Origin of the sequence: Methylobacterium sp. WL103, from assembly GCF_008039885.1 — a bacterium.
In the GTDB taxonomy this organism is placed as follows: domain Bacteria; phylum Pseudomonadota; class Alphaproteobacteria; order Rhizobiales; family Beijerinckiaceae; genus Methylobacterium; species Methylobacterium cerastii.
Genome location: NZ_VRUX01001079.1, coordinates 1 through 817 on the forward strand (window position 1 = coordinate 1; position 817 = coordinate 817).

The 817-nt window shown below is 73.6% G+C and carries 1 protein-coding gene; it reads right to left on the minus strand.

Translation table 11 applies throughout. The features are described 5' to 3' along the window. Positions 1-119 precede the first annotated feature (119 nt). Positions 120-719: a nitroreductase family protein gene (locus tag FV222_RS27900; RefSeq protein WP_147764438.1), complete on the minus strand. Its 600-nt coding sequence runs from the start codon at positions 717-719 to the stop codon at positions 120-122. Positions 720-817: the final 98 nt, after the last annotated feature.

An 817-nucleotide genomic window follows, 5' to 3' on the forward strand; every position in this document is an offset into this window, starting at 1 on the left:
CTCGAGGTCGCCGGGCGCTCCGGCTCGGCCGCGCCCCAGCGGTCGCAGACGTCGACGCCGACGTTGTACCGGGCCGGGATGTCCCAGCGGAAGCCCGGCCCGGACGCGTCCACCCGCCCCTAGCCGCGGTCGGCGGGGAAGCCGCCGGCGAAGACGAAGTCGGTGATCGGCCGGCGGCCGTTATGGGCCTCCTTGGCGCGCTGGTCCGCGTCGAGCTCGGCCGGCGCCACCGCGCGGCCGACGCCGTAGGCGGCCTCGATGGTGTGGTGCTCGGGTACGTTGAGCACGCCCGGCGCCCGCTCCCGGTCGAAGCCGCCCATGCCGTGGACGTGCCAGCCCTGGCGGTTGGCCTGGAGCTGGAAGGCCAGCGAAGCCGCGCCCGCATCGAGGGAATGGCTCGCCGACGGCTTGAGCTCGTCGCCGACCTTCATGCGCTCGTTCGAAACCAGGAACACCAGGGCGCCGGTGCCGGCGACCCATTTCTGGTTGCCCGGCAGGATCAGGCCGAAGAACGTCTCCCAGTGCGCGTCGTCGCGCAGGGCGTAGAGGAAGCGCCAGGGCTGGGAATTGTAGGAGGAGGGCGACCAGCGCGCCGCCTCGAACATCCGCATCAGCTCCGCCTCGGGCACCGCCTCGCCGGTGAACAGGCGGGGCGAGCGGCGATCGACGAAGAGCGGGTCGACCGCGTGGTCGGGCCGGCGCGGGTTGTCTTCGGTCACGGGCGTGGTCTCCGGATGGTGCGGCGCACCGGAAACGCTTTGCACGAGCGGCGGCCCTGTCGGCAAGGCCGGCTCAGCGGCGGCCGGACAGCCCGCCC